The following is a 22,038-nucleotide window of genomic DNA, read 5'->3' on the forward strand; positions in this document are numbered from 1 at the left end:
AATCGCACCGACTTGCAGGGGTACGGCGAGGTCATCGGTCCCGCATGGCCAGGCCCACACGTCCCGATACGCGACAGCGACCCCATACACCCGGTAGATTGGTCTACACCATTGCGCACATTGAGACGCATACAGAGACAGGGATCTTCGTGGAAGTTGTCATCGTTCCGGATTCCGCCGCCGGAGGCGAGCTGATCGCCGAGGCCATGGCCGACCTGCTGCGCCGCAAGCCCGACGCCCTGCTGGGTGTGGCGACCGGCTCGACTCCGCTGCCGATCTACGAAGCCTTCGCCGCGAAGGTGCGCGCCAACGACGTGGATGCGTCCCTGGCCCGAATCTGCCAGCTCGACGAGTACGTGGGGCTGCCGTTCGGACACCCGGAGTCCTACCGCTCCGTCGTGCTGCGCGAGGTCATCGAACCGCTGGGGCTCACCGAGTCGTCCTTCATGGGACCCGACGGCACCGCCGACGATGTCGCCGCCGCCTGTCGGGTGTACGACCAGGCGCTCGCCGCGGCGGGCGGCGTGGACCTCCAACTGCTCGGCATCGGCACCGATGGGCACATCGGCTTCAACGAGCCGTGCTCCTCGCTCGCCTCGCGCACCCGCATCAAGACGCTGACCGAACAGACCCGCAAGGACAACGCACGGTTCTTCGACAGCATCGACGAAGTACCGCACCACGTGATCACTCAGGGGATCGGCACCATCCTGGAGGCGCGCCACCTGGTCCTCCTGGCCACGGGCGAAGCGAAGGCCGATGCCGTCGCGCTCGCAGTCGAGGGTCCGCTGTCCGCGCTGGTCCCGGCGTCGGCACTCCAGCTCCACCCGCACGCCACCGTGGTGGTGGACGAGGCGGCTGCGTCCCAGCTGAAGCTGGCCGACTACTTCCGCGCGACCTTCGCTGCCAAGCCCGACTGGCAGGGGATCTAGGCTCTGGGGTCACTCCTCACGGCCGGCCCTTCGGGCCGGCCGTTTCCCTTGGGCGATGTGCACCACTGTCGAGTCACCACCCGACCGATCACTTCCCACGGTGCTCTCAGACGTGCCAGCGCCAGCCGTTGACCGGGAAGGTCCGTCCCGTACCGTCCGGATCCAGTCGTCGTGCCGGGTGCGGACACCGGCCATCATCTGCCGCACCACGGCGGCCCGCGAGCCCCACCCCGGGGACCCGGGGCCCGGGGCCGACGAAGATCTGTCCGGCCCAGAGGTGGTTCGCCGCACGCCCATGCGCGTCAGGGCCCGCGACTTCGATGTCCCCGAGTCGGCCCGAAGTGCCGACGACGGCCGGTTCGGGCTCGCGCAACTACTCCTTGCCGTACCAGAGGGTGGTGATGTTGCAGAACTCCCGGATGCCGTGCGCGGACAGCTCCCGGCCGTAGCCGGACCGCTTGGCACCGCCGAAGGGCAGGGCCGGATGGGAGGCGGTCATCCCGTTGAAGAAGACCCCACCGGCTTCGATGTCACGGGCGAACCGCGCCATCTCGTCCTTGTCGCGCGTCCAGACGTTGGAGCTGAGGCCGAACGGAGTGTCGTTGGCGAGGGCGACCGCCTCATCGAGATCGGCCACCCGATAGACGGTGGCCACCGGTCCGAACGCCTCTTCCCGGTGGATCCGCATCGAGGGATCCACACCGGTGAGGACCGTCGGTTCGTAGAACCAGCCGCGGTCCAACCCGCTCGGGCGACGGCCGCCGCACACCGCCGTGGCACCGTGCGCCACGGCGTCGTCCACCAGTTCCTCCACGTCGGAACGCCCCGCTTCCAGCGCCAGCGGCCCGATCTGTACGTCGTCCTCCAACGGATCGCCGACGGTGAGTTCGCTCATTCCCTTCGTGAACCGCTGGAGGAAGGCGTCATACACGTCGGTGTGGACGATGAACCTCTTGGCCGCGATGCAGGACTGGCCGTTGTTCTGCACCCGCGCCGTGACGGCGGTGTCGGCTGCCTGCTCGACACGGGCCGACGACATCACGACGAACGGGTCGCTGCCGCCGAGTTCCAGGACGGTCTTCTTCACCTCGTCGCCGGCGATGGCGGCGACCGAGCGGCCGGCCGGCTCGCTGCCCGTCAGGGTGGCTGCGGCGATCCGCGGGTCGCGCAGCACTCCTTCCACCGCACCGGCCCCCACCAGCAGGGTCTGGAAACATCCCCGTGGCCAGCCCGCCCGGTGGAAGAGGTCATCGAGGTAGAGCGCGGTCTGCGGAACGTTCGACGCATGCTTGAGCAGCCCCGTGTTGCCCGCCATGAGGGCGGGGGCGGCGAAGCGCACGACCTGCCAGAGGGGGAAGTTCCAGGGCATGACGGCCAGCACCACCCCGAGCGGTCGGTACCGCACGGTCACCCGGGCCGCCCCCGAGTCGTTGACGTCCTGCGTCGAGGGGTGCTCATCGGCGAGCAGGTCCGCGGCGTGTCGCGCGTACCAACGCATCGCCTTGGCGCACTTCGCCGCCTCCGCACGGGCTGCCGCGATCGGTTTGCCCATCTCGATGGTCATGGTGCGCGCGATGTGTTCCTGGTCCTCGTCCAACAGTGCGGCGGCCCGGTTGAGGAGCCGGGCGCGCGTGTCGAAGTCGAGTGACCGCTGCTCATCGACGGCAGCACGGGCGAGGGCGATACGCCGTTCGATTTCCTCGGGGCCATGGGCCTCGAAGGTCTTGAGGGTCTCGCCGGTGGCCGGGTTGACGGTGGCGATGGGCATGGTGACCTTCCTGTACTGCGGCCGGTCGACGATCGCGGGCGGCCTGACTGCCGCCGGCGATGCGTCGCGGCGGCCTGCGAACGGGTGCTGTCGATATCAGCGCGACGCCGGTGCGCGGCTCTCCAGACGCAACTGCACGTCCTTCTCCTGGTCCCCGGCCGCCGTTCCCTCGTCCTTGACGTGGAAGGCCGCGGCGAGGGTCTCCCGCATGCGGTCGACCGCCCAGTAGCCGCCCTGGAGCTCGGCTTCGACGGGTGCGCCGAGGGTGAGGGGGGTGGCGGCGGTCCTGGGGGCGGCCGTGACGTCGAAGGTTCCCGTCCACACGGTGGGGTGCCCCGTGGAGACGTGCTCCGCGTGTTCGTCCGCGGCGCGGTCGGACGCGTAGGACTGTGCCAGGAGGCGAAAGACGGTGTTGGCGTCCTCCGTGGCACAGCCGCTGATGGTCACCTCGACCGGTGAGCCGGTCGGTTCGGCGTGGTTCACCGTGGTTCCTCGCTCTCCCTGAGGGGTGTCACTCCAAAGGTTCGCCCGCCCGCGGTCAGGCTGCGAGTCGGGCGGGCCCGCATCCCCGGTCGCGATTCAGCCGGACGGCTCGTCGGGGACGGGCTGCTCGGGGTGGACGGAACCGCTGCGCGCTTCACCGCGACCGGCTCCGGCCTCGTCCGCTTCGGGGAGTTCGTCGTCGGGGGGCGGTCCGTCGGCGCCTTCTCCCTGTCCGTCCCGGTCTGCATCGGTGTCCTCGTGGCCGTCGGGCGCTGTGGACTCCTCGGGGGACGTGGGGAGAGGCAGGTCCAGTGGGTCATCGCCATCGTGTACCTGCTGATCGGGCAGGTCCCTGGGGACGAGCCGCTCCGGCTCCTGGTCGGGACTGTGTTGGTCGGTCATGGTGACTCCTGATGGGTGACAGCCGCGTTGGCCGCGGCACGGCCCGGCGTCGAACTGCGAGGGGGTCCCCGTGCACGGTTGTGCACTCCGGGGGCCCTCGCACGGTCGGAAGGTCAGCTCACGCCCGCGCCCTGAACGCGCCCGCGAGGACCGACGTAGCTGACGGAGCGGCGTTGGGTGGCGTTCACCCCACCCCAGACGCCGCTGCGCTGACCTGTGCTCCTGGCCCAGTCGTAGCAGGCGTCGGCCACCGGGCAGCGGGCGCAGATCTGCTTGGCCCGGTCCACCTGCTCAGCCTCGGGCCCCAGTCCGGTGATCGGGAAGAACAACTCAGGGTCCTCACTCGCGCAGGCGGCATCGCGCTGCCATTCCATGGTGTGGGGACCGTCCGGTGTGACGGCTCGAAAGCGCGGGGGCTGGCGCATGCGAATCAGTCCTCGCCCCGGACGACATGGCTCTCGGCGTCATTCGTCGTGTGCAGCTGGGGCTCGTGGTCCGCGGGGCGCTCGACGCGCGCCGGAACACAGGTGCGTATCTGCTCGCGGTCCCGTGCCTTTCGTTCACCGGGCCGGTGCAGGACATGGACACTGCCACTCGGCATCGATCCTCCTGAGTCGTCGGTCGTCGGCACCTCGCCGACGCTTCGAGTACGCGTCTGCCCCAGGAGTCACGAAGAACGCCGAATTCCCCGAATCCACCGTCGGTGCGCGCGATCCGGGTGAGACCGAACAGCCCGGTACGGGCAAGTGGCCCAACCGGACGGGGATGTCATGGACGGTACGGACGCCACGGACTCTCACCCGGCCGTGCGCCACTCCCCTGCCCGATGCGGCCCGTTGCGCACCCACACCAGCAGCACGACCGACACGACGGCTGCCAGCGCACACCAGGTGGAGACGAACTCTGTGCGCCACAACACGAGGCAGACCACGGCACCCACACCGGTCAGGATGCCGAGCAGCCGAAGGATCGGATCGCCGCTCAGCAGCAGGGCACCGACGGTCGCCAGGAGATAGCCGACGATGACCGGCACGGATTGGGGCAGGTCCAGCAGATAGCCGACCCGGTTTCCCCGGATCTCGGCGACCACCGTGCGGGTGGCGAGCGCGTAGCAGAGCGCACCTGCCGTCAGTACCCCCGCGACCAGGGGAATCGCCAGCCGTGCCCGGGCTCCGGCGGGCGCCACCAGGAGCACGCCGATGGGCACCCACAGCGGTAGCAGGGGCAGGGCGATCACCGCCCAGGTGAGGGTGGCCCATCCGGTACCACCGCCGTGTCGCCAGATGACGGACTCCACGATCTGGTGCGCGCCCAGCAACAGCGGTAGGGCTGCGAACGGCAGCTCCCGCGGCGTACGGACCCGTACGACGCAGTACGCGCCGATCGCACCGATGGCCGTACCTGCGACGAGGTCCGCCGTGGCACTCCAGCACATGGGCTCACCCCGGACCTCAGGAAGCAGGACGAAATCAGCCATATCACGCGGGGGGTCCGTACGCCCCAGGCCCTGACCGGATCGCCGACCTGATCGCCCGGTGTTCGATCATGAAGGCGACTTCGGCGGCGACGGGCCGACCGCGGACACCGGCAGGACGGACGCCCGTCTGGTCCGCCACTGCACCGAGTACGGGCAGGGGACGATCCGGCCTCGTGGACGTTTCCGCGCCTATCCCAATCGACGGTTGGCCAACACGGGGACCGCCTTGCGCACCGCGTCCACCTCCGAGAGGTCCAGATCGGCCAGCAGCAGCCCGGGGGCAGCTTCGAGCCGCTCCCGCACCGTCCCGTCCGGGCCCACGACCGCGCTGTAGCCGATTCCCGCAGGGGTCTTCGGGGGGACGTCCCGGCCCGATGCGCTCGGATCGGCCTGGTCCACGGCCGCCAACCACACGGTGGCGTCGAGCGCCCGCGCTCGCACCAGCAACTCCCACTGCTCCCGCTTGCCGGGCCCGGCTCCCCAGGAGGCCGGCAGCACGGTCAGGACGGCACCGGCATCGGCGTGCGCCCGGAAGAGTTCGGGGAACCGGACGTCGTAACAGGTGGCAAGCCCGACGCGGACGTCGTCCACATCGATCGTCACCACAGCGGAGCCGGCCGCCACCGTGGCGGACTCGGTGAAACCGAAGGCGTCGTAGAGGTGGATCTTGTCGTACGCGGCCTCGACGCCCGGTCCGGTGGCCAGCAGGGTGTTGGTCACCTTTCCGTCCGGGGCTGGGGTGAACATCCCCGCGACGACGACCAGGCCGGCGTCGTGCGCGATCTGTCGGACCTGTTCCGCCCAGGGGCCGTCCAGTGGCTGCGCCAGCGGTGCGAGCCGGGTGCCGAAGCACGCCATGGTCGCTTCCGGGAAGGCGATGAGCCGCGCACCGGCCTCGGCCGCACGGTGTGCCTCGTCCCGTACGACGACGAGGTTGCGTTCCGGGTCGGGGCCGGTGGTGATCTGGCTCAGGGCGATGCGCATGCGGTGTCCTCGTGGTGGGGAGCGGCGTCGGCGGACCGGCCGGGGGCGGCATGCACCGTATCCCCGCGGCGGGCGGTCTGGCGATGGCGCTCCCCCACGGGTGCCCTCGTGAGCCCCCGTCCCGCGCCCCGTGCGTCACAGGGCCCGCAGCAGGAGCTCAGCACGGTCAGTTGTCGCCCTCGCTCACAACGGTGGCTCGTGGAGGCCGAAGGGCGAACCCTGATCATCACGGCAGAAGGTGAACCGGCCGAAGCGGGCGACCGTCGCTTCGTCCTCGCCGAGGTCGAAGTCGTCCACGGTCCCACCGAGCGCGATCACCCGCTCCCGCGCGGCGGTCATGTCCGCGACCTTGAAGAAGAGGTAGGGGGCGGCCCGTGGATCGCCGCTGTGGACACCGCCGGCAACGTTGGGTGTCTCGATCGCGTAGCCGCCGCCCTCGCTGGGCCCGGGTGTGAAGGACCACCCGAACAGCTCACGGTAGAAGGAGCGGGCCTTGTCCGCGTCGGCCACACCCAGTTCGAAGAAGGAGATCTCACCGGCCATGACAGGGCGACCTTCCCTCGATGACAGTGCATCCACCGTACGACCGTCCCGTTTCCCCCGCACGCCCCACGCGTTGCGTATGTCACCCGGACGACATGCAGAAGGCATCCGGTCGGCACCCCTCGCACCGGAGCGCCTTCTCCTACCCGCACGCCTCCCGGTCGGCAATGCCCCGGACGGAGTAGTCCATAGGACGAAGAGGATCAAGTCCTCACAGAGAGTGCAAGGTCACAGTCCGTGCCCCTGCTGCCCCGCTGTGTCCTTGTCCTAGCATCCGAAGCATGACGGTCCTCCCCGATGACGGGTTCTCGCTGGCCGCCGAATTCCCGAACCCTTCCCACGAGCAGTGGCAGCGGCTTGTCGCCGGTGTCCTCAGGAAAACGGGCAAGGACGTTCCGGAGTCGGCAGCTGAGGAAGCGCTGTCCACGGCCCTGGAGGACGGGCTCACAACCCGTCCCCTCTACACGGCGGGCACAGCGGTTTGTACGACGGACGCATCGGGCCTCGGCGCGGGCGGCGGGGAGTTCCCCGGCTTCGCGCCCTTCACTCGCGGCGGACGCGCCGAAGGCAATGTCCCGGCCGGCTGGGACGTCCGCCAGCGCCATGACCACCCCGACCCGGCCCGGACCAACGAGGCGGTTCTCGCCGATCTGGAGAACGGGGTCACCTCCCTCTGGCTCACCGTCGGCGACGGTGGCATCCCCCTCGACGCACTCGACAGGGTGTTGGAGGGGGTGTACCTGGACCTCGCGCCGATCGTGCTGGACGCCGGCGCGGACTTCGAGGCCGCCGGCCGCGAACTGCTCCGCATCCACGCGGAGCGAGGCACACCGGCCACGGAGGTCCGGGGCAACCTCGGGGCCGACCCGCTCGGGCACGCCGCTCGGACCGGCGCCCACGACGAGGTCCCCGCTGCTCTCGCCGCAGCGGCGCGGCTGGCCCGGGAGTACCGGGAGCAGTACGCCGGACTGCGGACACTGACGGTGGACGCGCTGCCCTACCACGAGGCGGGCGCGTCGGCGGGACAGGAGTTGGGCTGCTCCCTCGCCGCAGGTGTGGCGGTGCTGCGGGAGTTGACGGCGGCCGGGCTGAGCGCCGACGAAGCCTTCGGGCAAGTGGAATTCCGCTACGCGGCCACCGCCGACCAGTTCCTGACCATTGCCAAACTGCGGGCGGCGCGACGCACCTGGGCCAGGATCGCCGAGGTCAGCGGCACCGCACAGGCTGGAGCACAACGGCAGCACGCAGTGATATCGCCGGTGATGATGACCCGCCGTGACCCGTGGGTCAACATGCTCCGGAGCACGGTCGCCTCGCTCGCCGCGGGGGTCGGCGGTGCGGATGCCGTGACCGTGCTCCCCTTCGACCACGCCATCGGGCTCCCGGACGCGTTCGCCCGGCGGATCGCCCGCAACACATCGACGATCCTCATCGAGGAATCGCACATCGGACGGGTCATCGACCCGGCCGGGGGCTCCTGGTACGTGGAGCAGCTCACGGACGAACTCGCGCATGCGGCCTGGGAGTGGTTCCAGGAGATCGAGGGCGCGGGTGGCCTGCTCGCGGGCCTGCGCAGCCGGCTGGTCGAGGAGCGTATCTCCGAGACCTGGCAGGCGCGTCGGACGAAGATCGCCCGGCGCAAGGAGCCGATCACGGGAGTCAGTGAGTACCCGCTGATCGCGGAGACACCCGTACGGCGCGATCCTGCGCCTGCCGGGCGGTCCGGCGGGCTGCCGAAGGTGCGTCGGGACATCGACTTCGAGACGTTGCGCGCCCGCTCCGACGCCCATGCCGAGCAGACGGGAGCACGGCCCCGGATCTTCGTCGCCGCGCTCGGCCCGGCCTCCGCACACACCGCGCGGGCAGCGTTCGCCGCCAACCTCTTCCAGGCGGGTGGCATCGAGCCCGTCCACGATCCGGTTTCGGTCGATGCGTCCGGCGTCGCAGCGGCGTTCGCCGCCAGCGGGGCGGAGCTCGCCTGCATCTGCTCCAGTGACGCCCTGTACGCCGAGCACGCCGACCCGGTCGCCCGGGCGCTTAAGGCGGCCGGTGCACAGTGGGTCTATCTCGCCGGGCGCCCCGGGGAGTTGCGTGAGGCACTTCTCCAAGCAGGGGTCGACGAGTTCGTCTTCGCGGGCAGCGATGCGGTCGCCGTCCTCACCTGCGCACTCGACCGGATGGGAGTGGCGTGATGAGCATTCCGGATTTCACCGGGATCGACCTGGGGGCGGCGGCCTCCGCGGCCTCGCACGACCAGTGGCGCAGCGCCGTCAAGGAAGCCATCGGCAAGGACGCGTCCGAGCTGGTGTGGGAGACGCCGGAAGGCATTCCGGTGCAGTCGTTGTACACCGGACAGGATCTGGCGGGGGTGGACTTCCTCGACACCTATCCGGGGATCGCGCCCTATCTGCGGGGCCCGTATCCGACGATGTACGTCAATCAGCCCTGGACGATCCGTCAGTACGCCGGTTTCTCCACGGCCGAGGAGTCCAACGCCTTCTACCGCCGCAATCTCGCTGCGGGGCAGAAGGGGCTCTCGGTCGCCTTCGACCTCCCGACGCACCGCGGCTACGACAGTGACCATCCGCGGGTGACCGGCGATGTCGGCATGGCTGGCGTCGCGATCGACTCGATCTTCGACATGCGCCAGCTCTTCGACGGCATTCCGTTGGACCGGATGAGCGTGTCGATGACGATGAACGGCGCCGTGCTGCCCGTTCTCGCGCTCTACATCGTCGCCGCCGAGGAGCAGGGCGTACCACCGGAGAAGCTGGCCGGGACCATTCAGAACGACATCCTCAAGGAGTTCATGGTCCGCAACACCTACATCTATCCGCCACAGCCGTCCATGCGGATCATTTCGGACATCTTCTCGTACACCTCACAGAAGATGCCGCGGTACAACTCCATCTCCATCTCCGGCTACCACATCCAGGAGGCCGGGGCGACCGCCGACCTTGAGTTGGCGTACACCCTGGCGGACGGGATGGAGTACCTCCGGGCGGGCAAGGGCGCCGGGTTGGACGTCGACGCGTTCGCACCGCGGCTCTCGTTCTTCTGGGCGATCGGGATGAACTTCTTCATGGAGGTCGCCAAGCTGCGGGCGGCGCGGTTGCTGTGGGCGAAGCTGGTGAAGACGTTCGATCCGCAGAACCCCAAGTCGCTCTCCCTGCGCACGCATTCGCAGACCTCGGGCTGGTCGCTGACGGCGCAGGACGTGTTCAACAACGTCACACGCACCTGTGTGGAGGCGATGGCCGCGACCCAGGGACACACCCAGTCGCTGCACACCAACGCACTCGACGAGGCGTTGGCCCTGCCGACCGACTTCTCCGCACGGATCGCCCGCAACACCCAGTTGCTGCTCCAGCAGGAGTCGGGGACCTGCCGGGTCATCGATCCATGGGGCGGCAGCGCCTACGTGGAGCGGTTGACGCATGACCTCGCTCGGCGCGCCTGGCAGCACATCGAGGAGGTGGAGGCCGCCGGGGGGATGGCGCAGGCGATCGACGCGGGCATTCCCAAGCTCCGGGTCGAGGAGGCCGCGGCCCGCACCCAGGCACGGATCGACTCCGGACGGCAGCCCGTCATCGGGGTGAACAAGTACCGGGTGGAGACCGATGAGGAGATCGACGTCCTCAAGGTCGACAACTCCTCGGTGCGGACCCAGCAGATCGCCAAGTTGCGTCGGCTGCGCGAGGAGCGCGACGAAGCGGTGTGCCAGGACAGTCTGCGTGCCCTCACCGAGGCCGCTGGACGCGGTGCCGGTCCGGGTCTTGAGGGCAATCTCCTGGCGCTGGCCGTGTCCGCTGCCCGGGCGAAGGCGACGGTGGGAGAGATCTCGGACGCCCTGGAGAAGGTGTACGGGCGCCACTCGGGGCAGATCCGTACCATCTCGGGTGTGTACCGCAAAGAGGCAGGCGAGTCCCCGGCCGTGGAGCGCACCCGGGCCGCGGTGACGGCGTTCGAGGAGGCGGAGGGCCGACGACCGCGCATCCTGGTGGCCAAGATGGGCCAGGACGGTCATGATCGCGGGCAGAAGGTGATCGCCACGGCCTTCGCGGACCTCGGTTTCGACGTGGATGTCGGCCCGCTGTTCCAGACACCGGCCGAGGTGGCACGGCAGGCGGTGGAGGCCGACGTCCACATCGTCGGGGTGTCCTCGCTGGCCGCGGGTCACCTCACCCTGGTGCCCGCACTGCGGGAGGAGTTGGCCGCCGAGGGCCGTGAGGACATCATGATCGTGGTGGGCGGGGTGATCCCACCGCAGGACGTGCCGACCCTGCACGAGGCGGGTGCCGCGGCCGTGTTCCCCCCGGGCACGGTGATTCCCGACGCCGCGCACGATCTGTTGCGGACATTGGCCGCCGCGCTCGGCCACGAGGTGTGAGTCGGTGCCCCCGGTGCGATCGACGATCGACGTCGACAACTATGTGACAGGTGTACGGGCGGGCTCCCGGGCCCACATCGCGCGGGCCATCACCCTGGTGGAGTCCACCAGGGCCGATCACCGGGTGCTGGCCCAGCAGTTGCTGACCGCGCTGCTTCCCCACGCCGGGGCGGCTCGGCGGGTGGGCATCAGCGGGGTTCCGGGGGTGGGCAAGTCCACCTTCATCGATGCGTTGGGCACCATGCTCACGGGGCTCGGCCACCGGGTCGCGGTGCTCGCGGTCGACCCGTCCTCCAGTAGGACCGGGGGGTCCATCCTCGGCGACAAGACCCGGATGGAGCGACTGGCGACGGACCCTGCCGCGTTCGTCCGCCCCTCTCCCACCGCCGGGACCCTCGGCGGAGTGGCCAAGGCGACCCGCGAGACCATCTTGGTGATGGAGGCTGCGGGGTACGACGTCGTCCTCGTGGAGACCGTCGGCGTGGGGCAGTCGGAGACGGCGGTCGCCAACATGGTCGACACCTTCCTCCTGCTGACCCTGGCGCGGACCGGGGATCAGCTCCAGGGCATCAAGAAGGGCGTCCTGGAGTTGGCGGACGTCATCGCGGTCAACAAGGCGGACGGCCCGCACGAGCGGGACGCCCGGGCGGCGGCCCGGGAACTCGCCGGGGCGCTGCGGCTGATGCATCCCGTCGATGCGGCTTGGACTCCCCCGGTGCTGTCGTGCAGTGCCCGCGAGTCCATGGGCCTGGACACCGTGTGGGAGCGGATCGAGCAGCATCGGACCCTGCTGGAGTCCACGGACCGGCTGGCGGCAAAGCGCCGCGACCAACAGGTCGACTGGGCCTGGTCCATGGTGCACGACACGCTGACGGATCGGCTGCGCAGCCATCCACGGGTGCGGGCCCTGACCCCTGAGGTGGAACAGGAGCTACGGGACGGCCAGTTGACGGCGACCCTCGCCGCGGAGCGTATCCTGGACGCCTTCCAGCAGCCCCGGTAGCGAGCGGGCGCTGGAGTCGAGCGGGCAGGGGGTGGGGTGCGGCCCACCCCCTGCCGTTGTGCGTGCACCCGGTCGGCTCACGGCGTCCCGAGCTGATAGAGATTGAAGCGGTAGTCCTGGATCTGACGGCGCATCACCGCGGCCATGGCGCGGAGCATCCCCCGTTGGGGCTGGGAGATCCGGCGGCTGACGGCGGCGGGTAGCCGTGCGAAGGTGCAGCTCTGGGTGAGGGTCAGGCCAGGGTGCCACTGCGCCACCCGAGTGGGATCGTCGCAGCGCCAGCGCAGCCGCGCGGCGACCTTCCCCAGCACATCGTGGCCGTCCTGGTTGTCGACCAGCCAACTGGACGCGGTATCCAGCGCGAGGTACGCCCCGGGCAGTCGCTCCACGATCATCCGGATCACACGGCGCACATCGTCCTCGTCGAGGGACATCAGTGCGGCTTCGGCGGCGACGAAGTACGGTCCGGGGCTCTGACGCACGACGTCGATCCACGAGGGATCGGTGACGGAGGTGGTGAGGGTGCGCCGACGCTCGGACGCCTGGTCGTGGGGGTCGGTTCGCACTGTCGCGGCAGGGGCGAGGTCGAACCAGTTGACGGTCCCGTTGTCGAGCCGTTGGAAGCGGGTGGCGAGCCCGCTGCCGATGTCGACCACGGTTCCGGTCGGGTGTTGGGTGAGGAAGTCGTGGACCCAGGTGTCGAAGAGGAGGGTACGGACATTGGAGCCGATCTCGCCGTGCGGGCCTTCGAACCGACCCCCGTCGTCCAGGGCGTCGACCGGCTCCACCGCGCGAAGATCCCGACGGACGCTGGGGGGCACGAGGCTCTGCGCGGCTCGGGCCCGCGGCGCGGCGAGCAGGGTCCGTCGGGGTTCGCCGAGGTCGGGCACGCGTGCGGTCCGATGCTCCATGATCATCTCTCCTGGGTGGTGTCGTCGATGCGGTGCGACGACGGAGCGCCAGTGTAGTTAGGTAAGCCTAACTTGCACCTCGGCGGGTGGTCACTTCTCTGTCAGCCGCCCGCGAATGGCCCGACTCCACTCCGAGGAACACCCTCTGACCTGGACATCATCGGCCAACGAAGCTGAGTGACCTGAGAGTCACCCTCACCCGATCGATGCTCCAGGTGTCCGGTAGTGCCACGAGGGATGCTCTGAACGGTGATGCGTCGGGGGCTTCGGGCCCGCAGGGGGCCGCTACGCGGATGGATGTGTGGGCGACCACCCGTGTCGGGCCCGGGCGGGTGGCCACCGTACTCAGCACGCCTGTACTCGGGAAACGATCGGGGCAGGCGGGTAACGTGCGTCCATCAACGGCACGCCCCCGGAGCTGCCGAAGGCGCGCACCGGGCGAGGAAGTGAAGGTGGCTGAGGGATGAGGCTCACGGTCCTGGGCGGCGGAGGCTTCCGGCTTCCACTGGTGTACTCGGCGCTGCTGGGTGACCGCGCCGAAGGGCGGGTCACCGACGTCGTCCTGCACGACGTGGACGCCGACAGGCTCACCGCCATCGCACGTGTCCTCGCCGACCAGGCCGAGGGCGTACCGGACGCGCCGACCGTGTCCGTGACGACGGACCTCGACGAGGCCCTGCGCGGCGCCGACTTCGTGTTCTCCGCGATCCGGGTGGGCGGTCTCGCCGGTCGGGCCGACGACGAACGCATCGCCCTGGCCGAAGGAGTGCTGGGGCAGGAGACGGTGGGTGCGGGTGGCATCGCGTACGGGCTGCGGACCGTGCCCGTCGCCCGGGAGATCGCTCGCCGAGTGGCCCGCTGGGCACCGGACGCCTGGGTCATCAACTTCACCAATCCGGCCGGTCTGGTCACCGAGGCCATGGCGCGGGAGTTGGGCGACCGGGTGATCGGCATCTGCGACTCCCCGGTGGGTCTCGGGCGCCGGGTCGCACGGGTGTTGGGCGTGGACCCCGACCGGGCCTGGTTCGACTACGCGGGCCTCAACCACCTCGGCTGGCTGCGCGGAGTGCGGATCGACGGCCGTGATGAACTGCCGAGGCTCCTCGGGGACCCCGCCCTGTTGGGTTCCTTCGAGGAGGGCAAGCTCTTCGGGGCGCAGTGGCTCCAGTCGCTCGGCGCGATCCCCAACGAGTATCTGCACTACTACTACTTCAACCGTGAGGCGGTGCGTGCCTACCGCGAGGCCGACCAGACCCGCGGGGCCTTCCTCCAGGAGCAGCAAGCAGGGTTCTACACCCGGATGGCGCGCTCTCCCGCCGGGGCCTGGGAGCAGTGGGACCGTACCCGGGCGGAGCGTGAGGCGACCTACATGGCGCACAACCGGGAGGCGGCGGGTGCCGGGGAACGGGACGCCGACGACCTGGAGTCCGGTGGCTACGAGCAGGTGGCGCTGGCGCTGATGCGGGCCATCGCCCACCACCAGCGCACCTCGCTCATCCTCAACGTCCGCAATCGTGGCGCCCTGGACGCTGTGGACGGGGACGCGGTGGTCGAAGTGCCGTGCTTCGTCGATGCGAACGGTGCCCACCCGGTGGCCGTCGCGCCCCTGCCTGAGGACGCCACGGGCCTGGTGCGTGCGGTGAAGGCCGCGGAACGGGAGGTGCTGGCTGCGGCTGAGAGCGGTTCCGCGGCACGAGCGGTCAAGGCGTTCGCGATCCACCCGTTGGTGGACTCGGTCACCGTCGCCCGTCGACTGCTGAAGGGGTACGCGGCGGTCCATCCGGGTCTGGCCTATCTGCGCTGAGCGCCCCGGCAGCGGGGCGGCAGCCCCGACGCCCCGAGGGGCCGGATCGGCTCGCACGGGGCGTCAGCAGGGCCTGTGGCTAGCCGAGTTCCAAGCTGGTGACGCCGAAGACGCGCTCACCACGGAGGTCAGGAGCAGGCCCGGTGTACATCCGTACGGTGGGGAACTGGGCCGTCAGTCCACGTTCGGTCGCCAGCGCGGCGGCGGCGGGCTGGGTCTCGGGCATGTCGACTGCGACCTCGTCCGTGGGGCCGAGGTGCGCGGTCAGCGCATCCAGCACGGCCGCCGCGTCCTCGGCAGTGTCGGCGAAGAGAGGACCGACCCGATGGGTGTCCAGGCCCGGCCTGATCACTCCGTATCCGGTGACGGTCTCCTCGCGGAGCCGTAGGTACGCGGTGTGCCCGGGCGCGGTGAGCCAACGGGACAGGAAGGCGCGTCGTTCGGCGGGGAAGCAGTGGCGGTCGTAGGCGACGATCGCATCGAGGTGCGCGGGGGTGGCCGGAACGACGCTGTCGGCCACGTGACCCTTGCGCGGCACACCGCCGTAGCGGACCGTCCCGTAGGCGGGTGTGAAGCCGGAGCGCTGGTAGTTCTCCTGCTGCGCCGGTACGGCGTCGAGTCCGACGAGTCGACTGCCGGCATGGGGGAAGGCCGCGCGCCAGGTCCTCAACCCCAGCCCCTGGCCCCGAAGATCGGGGCGGACGAGGTAGTAGCCCAGGAAGGCGTAGTCGTCCGAGTAGTTGACGACCGAGATGGCGGAGACGGGCTCGCCCGCGATGCGTCCGATGAAGAAGCCTGAGGGGTCGGTGGGGTGGAAGCACGCCACGTCTCCGTTGCCGGGGTTCCACCCTTCGGCTGCGGCCCAGGTGGCGATGTGCTGCCACTCCTGCGGCGAGGAGCTGCTGACGGTGAGGTCCTCGGACGTCCGAACGGTCTCGTCGAGTGGACGGGTCATGGGGCGGATTCCCTTCTGGGGTTGTCTCGATGGCCGGCGCGGAGCGGCCGGCTCACACCAGGTCCATGGCGGCGACTTCGTCGGGGCTGCCGTAGCTGACCGGGCCCTGGAAGCGTCTGCGTGCGGCGGCGAACCACCAGGCGGTGGCCACCAGGAGGACCACCCCGAGGGCTATCGGCGCGTAGTTGAAGGTCGTCGGGGTAATGGGTGAGACGTGGGGCAGCATGAACAGCACGCTGCTGAAGACGATCCAGGCCACGGCCGTGCGCGCGACGGGCCTGCCCCAGCGTCCGAGGTGCCAGGGGCCCGGCTCGAATTCCGTGCCCAGTCTCAGTCGGAGATAGATGGGTACGCCATAGGCCAGATAGAGCCCGACGACGTTAACACTGACGATCGCCGCGAACACGGTGTGCGACCACCAGGCCGGTGTGATCAGCAGGAAGGAACAACCCGCGGCCAACCAGACCGCCTTGACGGGTGTCCGGGTACGTGGTGATACCGAATGCCACAGCCGGGAGCCGGGCATGGCCCCATCTCGCGCAAAGGCGAAGATCTGGCGGGTATTGCTGGTCATGTTGGCAAGGCCGCAGAAGAGCATCGACCCGATGACGACGAGCAGCAGCAGCCGTGCGGTGCCCGTGCCGAGGGCATCGATGAGAATCCGTACGGGCGGCGCCGAGGAACTCGCTGTAGTCGGGTAATCGCGGATCGCGAACACCAGGGCGATCATGAGAATGAGACCGGCGACGGCGGAGCAGCCGATGGCCCACATGATGCCCCTGGGCGTACTCACCGTGGACTTCACCGTCTCTTCGGACATGTGGAAGCTTCCGTCGAATCCCGTGAAGGTCCAACTGGTGACCAGCAGACCGAGCATTGCGGCGTAGACGGCATTGGAGAAGCCGGTGGTGTTCACGAAATGCGTGGTGAAGCCGGGCGATTGATGGTGACTGGGGATCAGGACGAGACTGAGGACGATGACCGTCACGCCGATGGTCAACCACCATACGGAGATGCGGTTGAGGGCGGCGACGAGGTGCACGGTGTAGGTGTTGGCGAGCGCCTGGACGAGCAGGATGGCCGTGGTGATGACGACAGTGCGGTGGCCCGTGACCTGATAGCCGGGCCACTGCATGACGATGAACGCCTGGATGAAGGTGGCCGCGGCGTAACCGGTAGCTGCTGTTCCGCCGATCTGGCCCACGAAGTTCAGCCAACCCGTGTACCAGGACCAGGCGCCCCGGTGTCTCTTGGCGAGTTTCCCCGCGGAGAAGTAGAGGGCCCCGCTCGTGGGATAGGCCGAGGCGATTTCCCCCATGGCCGCACCGACGAAGAGGACCATGATGGATACGCCGATCCAGCCGAACACCAGAATGAGCGGTCCGCCCGAGACCATACCGAATCCAAAGGCGGAGAAGATGCCGGAGATGACATTGATGATGGTGAAGGAGATGGCGAAGTTGTCGAATGTGCGAAAACGTCGAGTGAGTTTCCGCGGGTATCCCATCGCATGCAGTGTCGCGTCATCGTCGAGAACGACGGCGCCATCATCGCGATGACGTTTCCTCGGCCGGATGGCAGTCATTCTCTCGGACACGACAGCGTCATTTTCCTTTCTGACTGGACAGACGGTCGATTTCTATGCTCAATGAGAGCCGGGAACGGGCAATCCACAGGCCCGTCGCGCTCGGGACAATTGGTCCTCGGGTGAACCGAAGACGCTCCACGGCATACGCGCAGCAAAGGGGCCCATGGCCGCCAGGACTTCACGGGCTTCGAATTCCCGCCGTCCCAGATAGAGGGCGTGCGCCAGATAGGAGAGGTCGAGGACGGGTGTGAAGCGGTAGTCGGCGAGTTGGGGGAACCAGTGGGTGTAGCCCGCTGCCGCCGTGGCCACGCACTGTGGCTGCCGCCAGGCATGGTGGGCCAGCAGGGAGTTGGGGTCGTACTCCTCGGCCAGGGCCACCAGGGGCAGCAGGCGCACGGCGGATGCCAGGGGCGCGCGGTTGCTGAGGAAGGCGGCCACATCCCAGCGCGCGCTGGCCGTGCCGCCGTACCGGGTGAAGAAGAAGGCGAGAAAACGGTGGTGCGCCTCGCGGTTCCAGGGGTCGAGGCGCAGGATGCGGGCGAAGAGTTGCCAGGGTCCGGGTGGTGAAGTCAGGAGGCCGAGCGGGGCTCGGTCCATCGGACGCCGGATGCGGGTGATCGCCAACTGGGCGACCCGGGGGGTGGGATCGGTCGGCAGCAGACGGGCGGCCCGCTCGGCCGCGGCGTTGGCGATGTCCACCAGCGCTTCGGTGTGCGGTCCCCCTTCATCGGCCGAGCGCAGCGCGCGGAGCATCGCGACCCGCGCCCACAACAGGGACGATTCGGGCCCCGGTTCCTCGGCCAACCAGCGTTCGGCGAGATCGGAGTCGGCTGCTTCGGACGCCAGCACCAGCGAACGGTGCGCCCTGACCTCGAAATCCCCTCGCACTTCCCGGAGAACCTCCTCTGCTCCGAGGTATCGCCCCGCTCGTACGTCGATGCAAGCACGCGCCAGCTGGTGGTCATCAGCTGCCGGATGCCAAACGTACTGTGTATGGAACGGGCCAGCGGCCACGGTCTGTCCCCCTTCCCCCCGGACGGCGCCGTCCGCCCGCATTCCGGTCGCGCCGGACAATGCCGGATCACTGTCGATCACCGGCTGCGGGATCACACCCTACTCAGGACCCAGTGAGAGGGAAAACACTCGGTCGGCGAACGTTGGCCGGGTCTATTGCACATCACCGAGGGGGTTGGCATATGCCGTCTCCCATACACCCGGTGATAGCCGCCCACTTCTAGAACATGTGCTCCATGGTGAAGGTGTCGCATCGTCTGAGCGAGCTGGAAATGGGCTGCGCGGGCCTCCGGGTTCGATCGGGAAGTTGACCGAGCGTCGAAATGGCGGGCGACTCACCCGTTCGCCCGGAGCGACGACACCTCAAGGATGGACACTCGTTGGACAGGCATGATCATCCCTCGACACTCAGTGCTCATTTTCTCGGCCTGTATCGCCACGGCTCTCGTGGTCGGGCCCCTATCCGCCAGTGCCGGTGCCCAGCTCTCATCGAACACGGTCACGATCGATCAGGTGGGAAGAATCGCCTCGGATGGCGCGATCACTCTCACCGGCACCTACCGCTGCTCATCCCAGAGCATCGGCCCGGTCTTGATCGGGTCCCAGGCGATCCAGGGCAGCAGCCGGGTCCACCTCGAAGGGGTCGTGGCGACCTGCGACGGTCAGCAGCGCAGCTGGCGTGCGACCGGCCGAGGGACCGAAACGCTCGTTCCGGGAGCGGCGAGCAGTGAGGCGACACTCCTCCACCTGGACTTCTCGCACGGGCTGGTCCCCTTCCCGAAGGTCCTGACCTCGGGCACCGGTTCGCTACGGCTCCAGCGAAGCTGACGGCGCCTCGGTTCACTCCCAGCGCGAGGCGAGCAGCAGCGCAATGTCGTCCGGTCGGTCGGTTGCCGCCCTCGCCTCGCGGATCAGGCGGTCGGCCGTCTCGGCCAGCGGAGACGCGCCGCACTCGGCGAGGGTGCTGCGCAGCCGCTCCACTCCGAGGTCGATGTCGATGCCCGGCTGTTCCACCAGCCCGTCGGTGTACAGCGCGAGGACGGCACCGGGCTTTAGGCGCAGCTCCGTCACCGGGTAGGTGGCCGACGCGTCGACCCCGAGCACCACGCCTCCCGCCAGATCGAGGACTTCCGTCACGCCGTCCGGGCGGTACAGCAAGGGCTGGGGGTGGCCGGCCCGTACCGCCTGGGTGTGGCCGGTCAAGGGGTCCACGACGATGTAGCAGCAGCTCGCGAACTGACCCGGATCGAGGTCGATGAGAAGCCGGTTGGTCCCGCTCATCACCTCTTCGGGAGCCTCCCCGCTGAGTGCGAACGCCCGGACCGCGCTCCTGATCTGCCCCATGGTGGCCGCCGCGGAGACCCCATGCCCCTGGACGTCCCCGATGACGAGGGCGAGCCGGTCCCCGGTCTCGACGACGTCGTACCAGTCGCCCCCCACGTCCATGCCCTGGGTGCCGGGCAGATAGCGGCCGACGGTGGCGGCGTTGTCGAGCACGGGCAGTTGATGTGGCAGGAGGGCGTCCTGGAGCCCGCGGGCGAGCGCCGCTTCGGTGTCGTAGCGCTGGGCACGGGCGAGTGCCTGGGCGATCAGTCCGGCGAGGGCGGTGAGGACCGCGCGTTCTTCGGGGCTGAATCCGCGCGGCTGGTCGAAGCCGAGGATGCAGGAGCCCACCGGTCGACCGGAGGCGATCAGGGGGAGGAACGCCCGGGCTCCGACGTGGGCGTCCAACGGAATGCCGGGGTAGGCGTCACCCAGTTGCTCCATCGACTCGAAGAAGATGGGGCGACCGGAGGTGAGTGTCTCCACGCCGGGCAGTCGTGAGTCGAGCGCCACCCCGTCGAAGCGGTCGAGGAAACCTTGGGGGAATCCGGTCTCCCAGGCGAGGAAGAGATGGCGTTCGTGCAGGAGGTAGATCGCCAGTTGTCGGCCGCCGAAGGCGGGCAGCAGTTCCTCGGTGACGACGGCGGACACTTGACGGGCGGTCACTGCCTCGGTCAGGGCGATCGCCAGTGCCACCGGTCGGTAGAGCGCCGAGGCCCGGTCCGCGGGTGAGCCGGCTCCGGGGCCGAGCACGGTCCCGGGTGCGACGGCGGGCTCCACCTCGGGCACTTGTGAGGGTTCCTCCGCGGCGACGACGGTGGCCGTCAGTCCGTCGTGACCCGAGTGGAGCGAGAAGGCCAGCCAATCCTGCGGAGTGCGGCGGGCCACGAAGTCGACCGGGGTGTCCGACATCAGGGATGCGCGGAAGTGGTCTTCGTAGACGGTGTGCCCGAGCCAGGGCAACACCTCCCAGAGCACCCTGCCCGTCAGTTCGGTCCGGGCCCGACCGAGCAGTGTCTCCGCGCTGTGGTTGAGATAGGTGATGCGGCCGAGCCGGTCCATGGAGAAGACACCGCGCGGCAGCCGATCCGTCGCCTCGAAGACGATCGGGGCCGACCCGAGGTCGATCAGGCAGCCATCGAGCCGCACCGCCTCCTGCACGGTGGGCGGTTGCTCCGGAGCGGTGGAGAGTTCGAGGAAGTACGGTCGCCCGTCCGGTCCGCGGACCTGGATCCTGCGCCGTGCCCGGCGACCGGTCGAGGCGAGTTGACGTGCCAGGGCCCAGATGCCCAACACGTCCTCGTGCAGCAGCCGATCGGTCAGCGCCTCCACGGTGCCCCCGAAGTGCTCGGGCGCGATTCCCACCATGGCGCACAGCTCGTCGTCGACGGTCAGGGTCCCGCTGTCGAGTTCCCAGGTGAAGTGGCCGATGCGGACCAGTGGCGTGCTGACGGAGGGGAGTTGGACGGGTTGGGGTTCGCCGTCCCAGGCCACCGGGACGCCCCGCCGGTCCAGGTCGCCGAGCGTCGACGCCAGTCGGCGGGCGACGTTGTGGATGCGGTGGCGGTCACTGTTCTCGACCGGATGGCCCGGCGTGGCCCGCCTCATTACGGCGAGCACACCGAACTTCTCCCGACCGCCGACGATCGGGACGTAGAGCGAGCTGAAGGGGAAGGGCAGGCCCGCCATCAGCTGCGGGAATCGCCGCATGGACTCCTCCGCGTCGGCCAGGTGGATCGCACGCCCCGAGCGATACGCCTCAGCGACCGGGAAGGGCCGGTTGGCGTGCATCCGCCACCAGGGGTGGAAGAGCCTGGCCGGCAGCCCGGCGAGCACGGCCAGCCGCAGGAGACCCTCCGTGGAGGAACGCAGATAGACACCGCCCGCGTATCCGCCGACGGCTTCCGCCGCGCCGACCGCGGCCTGGGCGAGCGCGACGTCCAGGTCTCCGGGAGTGCGCTGACCGCTCGGGGACGCCTCGGGGTGCTCCTGCACATCGGCATCCGACGGTCGTGGCGGAAGCCGCCCCGCCTCGCCGTACCAGGTCATCTGAGGCGTTCCTTCGGGTGGTGGCAGATCGCGGACAAAGGACTCCAGGTCGCCGCCCCGGTGCGTCCGGCCCCGGCCGCCCGTGCCGTCGCAGGACGCCGGGTTGCCACCGGGTGGACCTGCTCCTCCGCCTTGCGCTGCACGACACAGCCCCCGCTCGTTCGATCCTGACCGACCAAAGACACGCCCAAGCCCAATATGCTCCTCAGCCACCAGCCCGCGCATCTCATGATGGAGCGCGCACCTCCGGATGCCTCACCCCGGCAACTGGTCCGACGCGGCGGCGATCGACTGGTCCACCGGTCCACCTGTCGTCCGGTATCTGAGACAACAGGTAGGGCCCGCACGTACATCCGTCGTACGGCAAGTGCTCCTGGGCTATGTTGAGGCGGGAGTGGGACGAGAAGGAGTG

20 protein-coding genes are annotated in these 22,038 nt (G+C 69.3%); 6 read left to right on the forward strand and 14 right to left on the reverse strand.

The features are described 5' to 3' along the window. Positions 1–149 precede the first annotated feature (149 nt). Positions 150–932: a glucosamine-6-phosphate deaminase gene (nagB, locus tag ACFXJL_RS28565; RefSeq protein WP_329014674.1), complete on the forward strand. Its 783-nt coding sequence runs from the start codon at positions 150–152 to the stop codon at positions 930–932. 106 nt (positions 933–1,038) lie between these two features. Here the strand turns inward: nagB and ACFXJL_RS28570 are convergent, their stop codons facing one another. From ACFXJL_RS28570 to ACFXJL_RS28610, 9 genes are all read right to left on the reverse strand, one after another. Continuing rightward, the gene (locus ACFXJL_RS28570) at positions 1,039–1,305 is read right to left on the reverse strand and encodes a hypothetical protein (RefSeq protein ID WP_384697068.1); all 267 of its coding nucleotides are present in this window, start codon (positions 1,303–1,305) and stop codon (positions 1,039–1,041) included. After that, positions 1,306–2,700 (reverse strand): NADP-dependent succinic semialdehyde dehydrogenase, encoded by a 1,395-nt coding sequence (locus ACFXJL_RS28575; RefSeq protein ID WP_384642605.1) that lies wholly within the window; start codon positions 2,698–2,700, stop codon positions 1,306–1,308. Positions 2,701–2,796: 96 nt separating this feature from the next. Continuing rightward, positions 2,797–3,183, reverse strand: a complete 387-nt coding sequence (locus ACFXJL_RS28580) for a hypothetical protein (protein ID WP_358880285.1) — start codon at positions 3,181–3,183, stop codon at positions 2,797–2,799. Between the two features lie 96 nt (positions 3,184–3,279). After that, positions 3,280–3,585: a hypothetical protein gene (locus ACFXJL_RS28585; protein ID WP_358880284.1), complete on the reverse strand. Its 306-nt coding sequence runs from the start codon at positions 3,583–3,585 to the stop codon at positions 3,280–3,282. Between the two features lie 113 nt (positions 3,586–3,698). Next, positions 3,699–4,010 carry a WhiB family transcriptional regulator gene (locus ACFXJL_RS28590; protein ID WP_384642600.1) on the reverse strand — a complete coding sequence of 104 codons (312 nt, stop codon included), beginning with the start codon at positions 4,008–4,010 and terminating at the stop codon, positions 3,699–3,701. Positions 4,011–4,015: 5 nt separating this feature from the next. Then, on the reverse strand, positions 4,016–4,186 hold the full coding sequence (locus ACFXJL_RS28595) for a hypothetical protein (RefSeq protein WP_384697073.1): 171 nt from the start codon (positions 4,184–4,186) through the stop codon (positions 4,016–4,018). 195 nt (positions 4,187–4,381) lie between these two features. After that, positions 4,382–5,020 (reverse strand): DUF6629 family protein, encoded by a 639-nt coding sequence (locus tag ACFXJL_RS28600; protein ID WP_384697156.1) that lies wholly within the window; start codon positions 5,018–5,020, stop codon positions 4,382–4,384. 231 nt (positions 5,021–5,251) lie between these two features. Beyond that, on the reverse strand, positions 5,252–6,046 hold the full coding sequence (locus tag ACFXJL_RS28605; protein WP_384642592.1) for a carbon-nitrogen hydrolase family protein: 795 nt from the start codon (positions 6,044–6,046) through the stop codon (positions 5,252–5,254). A gap of 183 nt (positions 6,047–6,229) precedes the next feature. Beyond that, the gene (locus tag ACFXJL_RS28610; RefSeq protein WP_358880281.1) at positions 6,230–6,589 is read right to left on the reverse strand and encodes a VOC family protein; all 360 of its coding nucleotides are present in this window, start codon (positions 6,587–6,589) and stop codon (positions 6,230–6,232) included. Between the two features lie 281 nt (positions 6,590–6,870). Here ACFXJL_RS28610 and ACFXJL_RS28615 point away from each other — a divergent pair, with 281 nt between their 5' ends. From ACFXJL_RS28615 to meaB, 3 genes are read left to right on the forward strand one after another with little or no spacing between them, the layout of a single operon-like run. Continuing rightward, entirely contained in the window at positions 6,871–8,781 is a 1,911-nt protein-coding gene (locus ACFXJL_RS28615) for a methylmalonyl-CoA mutase family protein (protein ID WP_384697077.1), read from the forward strand. Next, positions 8,781–10,979 (forward strand): methylmalonyl-CoA mutase, encoded by a 2,199-nt coding sequence (scpA, locus tag ACFXJL_RS28620; protein ID WP_384697080.1) that lies wholly within the window; start codon positions 8,781–8,783, stop codon positions 10,977–10,979. Before ACFXJL_RS28615 ends, scpA begins: the two co-directional genes overlap by 1 nt. A 13-nt stretch (positions 10,980–10,992) precedes the next feature. Continuing rightward, positions 10,993–11,982 carry a methylmalonyl Co-A mutase-associated GTPase MeaB gene (meaB, locus tag ACFXJL_RS28625; protein WP_384642668.1) on the forward strand — a complete coding sequence of 330 codons (990 nt, stop codon included), beginning with the start codon at positions 10,993–10,995 and terminating at the stop codon, positions 11,980–11,982. Between the two features lie 77 nt (positions 11,983–12,059). On the opposite strand, the gene ACFXJL_RS28630 is transcribed toward meaB, so the two are convergent. Continuing rightward, positions 12,060–12,893 carry a class I SAM-dependent methyltransferase gene (locus ACFXJL_RS28630; RefSeq protein WP_358880278.1) on the reverse strand — a complete coding sequence of 278 codons (834 nt, stop codon included), beginning with the start codon at positions 12,891–12,893 and terminating at the stop codon, positions 12,060–12,062. A gap of 463 nt (positions 12,894–13,356) precedes the next feature. Between ACFXJL_RS28630 and ACFXJL_RS28635 the strand changes: the two genes are divergently transcribed. Further along, complete coding sequence (locus tag ACFXJL_RS28635) at positions 13,357–14,697, forward strand: 6-phospho-beta-glucosidase (RefSeq protein WP_358880277.1); 1,341 nt, start codon at positions 13,357–13,359, stop codon at positions 14,695–14,697. Between the two features lie 79 nt (positions 14,698–14,776). Here the strand turns inward: ACFXJL_RS28635 and ACFXJL_RS28640 are convergent, their stop codons facing one another. From ACFXJL_RS28640 to ACFXJL_RS28650, 3 genes are read right to left on the reverse strand one after another with little or no spacing between them, the layout of a single operon-like run. Continuing rightward, the gene (locus tag ACFXJL_RS28640) at positions 14,777–15,652 is read right to left on the reverse strand and encodes a GNAT family N-acetyltransferase (RefSeq protein WP_358880276.1); all 876 of its coding nucleotides are present in this window, start codon (positions 15,650–15,652) and stop codon (positions 14,777–14,779) included. Positions 15,653–15,704: 52 nt separating this feature from the next. Then, the gene (locus ACFXJL_RS28645; RefSeq protein WP_358880314.1) at positions 15,705–17,237 is read right to left on the reverse strand and encodes an amino acid permease; all 1,533 of its coding nucleotides are present in this window, start codon (positions 17,235–17,237) and stop codon (positions 15,705–15,707) included. A gap of 60 nt (positions 17,238–17,297) precedes the next feature. After that, positions 17,298–18,254 (reverse strand): hypothetical protein, encoded by a 957-nt coding sequence (locus ACFXJL_RS28650; protein ID WP_358880275.1) that lies wholly within the window; start codon positions 18,252–18,254, stop codon positions 17,298–17,300. Between the two features lie 513 nt (positions 18,255–18,767). Here ACFXJL_RS28650 and ACFXJL_RS28655 point away from each other — a divergent pair. Next, positions 18,768–19,082, forward strand: a complete 315-nt coding sequence (locus ACFXJL_RS28655) for a DUF6299 family protein (RefSeq protein WP_384697086.1) — start codon at positions 18,768–18,770, stop codon at positions 19,080–19,082. Between the two features lie 12 nt (positions 19,083–19,094). On the opposite strand, the gene ACFXJL_RS28660 is transcribed toward ACFXJL_RS28655, so the two are convergent. Beyond that, positions 19,095–21,626 (reverse strand): SpoIIE family protein phosphatase, encoded by a 2,532-nt coding sequence (locus tag ACFXJL_RS28660; protein ID WP_384697088.1) that lies wholly within the window; start codon positions 21,624–21,626, stop codon positions 19,095–19,097. Positions 21,627–22,038 lie beyond the last annotated feature (412 nt).

This window comes from Streptomyces sp. NPDC059256 (genome assembly GCF_042753785.1).
Lineage (GTDB): Bacteria > Actinomycetota > Actinomycetes > Streptomycetales > Streptomycetaceae > Streptomyces.

What these genes read in the sequence shown, in the direction of transcription:
- ACFXJL_RS28575 (WP_384642605.1), bottom strand. Translation starts at nt 2,700, where the DNA reads ATGCCCATCGCCACCGTCAACCCGGCCACCGGCGAGACCCTCAAGACC.
- ACFXJL_RS28585 (WP_358880284.1), bottom strand. Translation starts at nt 3,585, where the DNA reads ATGACCGACCAACACAGTCCCGACCAGGAGCCGGAGCGGCTCGTCCCC.
- ACFXJL_RS28590 (WP_384642600.1), bottom strand. Translation starts at nt 4,010, where the DNA reads ATGCGCCAGCCCCCGCGCTTTCGAGCCGTCACACCGGACGGTCCCCAC.
- ACFXJL_RS28595 (WP_384697073.1), bottom strand. Translation starts at nt 4,186, where the DNA reads ATGCCGAGTGGCAGTGTCCATGTCCTGCACCGGCCCGGTGAACGAAAG.
- ACFXJL_RS28600 (WP_384697156.1), bottom strand. Translation starts at nt 5,020, where the DNA reads ATGTGCTGGAGTGCCACGGCGGACCTCGTCGCAGGTACGGCCATCGGT.
- ACFXJL_RS28605 (WP_384642592.1), bottom strand. Translation starts at nt 6,046, where the DNA reads ATGCGCATCGCCCTGAGCCAGATCACCACCGGCCCCGACCCGGAACGC.
- ACFXJL_RS28610 (WP_358880281.1), bottom strand. Translation starts at nt 6,589, where the DNA reads ATGGCCGGTGAGATCTCCTTCTTCGAACTGGGTGTGGCCGACGCGGAC.
- ACFXJL_RS28615 (WP_384697077.1), top strand. Translation starts at nt 6,871, where the DNA reads ATGACGGTCCTCCCCGATGACGGGTTCTCGCTGGCCGCCGAATTCCCG.
- scpA (WP_384697080.1), top strand. Translation starts at nt 8,781, where the DNA reads ATGAGCATTCCGGATTTCACCGGGATCGACCTGGGGGCGGCGGCCTCC.
- ACFXJL_RS28630 (WP_358880278.1), bottom strand. Translation starts at nt 12,893, where the DNA reads ATGGAGCATCGGACCGCACGCGTGCCCGACCTCGGCGAACCCCGACGG.
- ACFXJL_RS28635 (WP_358880277.1), top strand. Translation starts at nt 13,357, where the DNA reads ATGAGGCTCACGGTCCTGGGCGGCGGAGGCTTCCGGCTTCCACTGGTG.
- ACFXJL_RS28640 (WP_358880276.1), bottom strand. Translation starts at nt 15,652, where the DNA reads ATGACCCGTCCACTCGACGAGACCGTTCGGACGTCCGAGGACCTCACC.
- ACFXJL_RS28645 (WP_358880314.1), bottom strand. Translation starts at nt 17,237, where the DNA reads ATGACTGCCATCCGGCCGAGGAAACGTCATCGCGATGATGGCGCCGTC.
- ACFXJL_RS28660 (WP_384697088.1), bottom strand. Translation starts at nt 21,626, where the DNA reads ATGACCTGGTACGGCGAGGCGGGGCGGCTTCCGCCACGACCGTCGGAT.